1 pseudogene is annotated in these 253 nt (G+C 60.1%); it reads right to left on the bottom strand.

Features of this window, described 5'->3' with window-relative positions:
• Positions 1-22 precede the first annotated feature (22 nt).
• Positions 23-253: pseudogene (locus AB3X89_RS40725) on the bottom strand (hypothetical protein); the annotation flags it as partial.

The following is a 253-nucleotide window of genomic DNA, read 5'->3' as shown; positions in this document are numbered from 1 at the left end:
CGCTTGCGCGGCCCACCCGTTTTCAGTCTTGCCTTGTAAGGCATGAAAGCTCGCCTGTCGGATAGATCACTGGGCTCTTTCTACCGGACCCACGGTCGTCGCGCAAGGACCCTGCTGAACAAAGCCCCTCGAACTGATTTTCACGTTCTACCGCCTGTTCAACTGGGGCATGCGGCAGATCACCGGCCATATGCAGGAATTCTGGGCGCTGCGCGGGCTGGATATCGCGGTGCCGAGCTTCGGGTTGCTCAGC

It is taken from the genome of Paraburkholderia sp. BR14320, from assembly GCF_040948665.1.
Classification (GTDB): domain Bacteria; phylum Pseudomonadota; class Gammaproteobacteria; order Burkholderiales; family Burkholderiaceae; genus Paraburkholderia; species Paraburkholderia youngii.
Note: the sequence above shows the minus strand (reverse complement) of the source record. Positions and strands in the feature narration are given on the sequence as shown.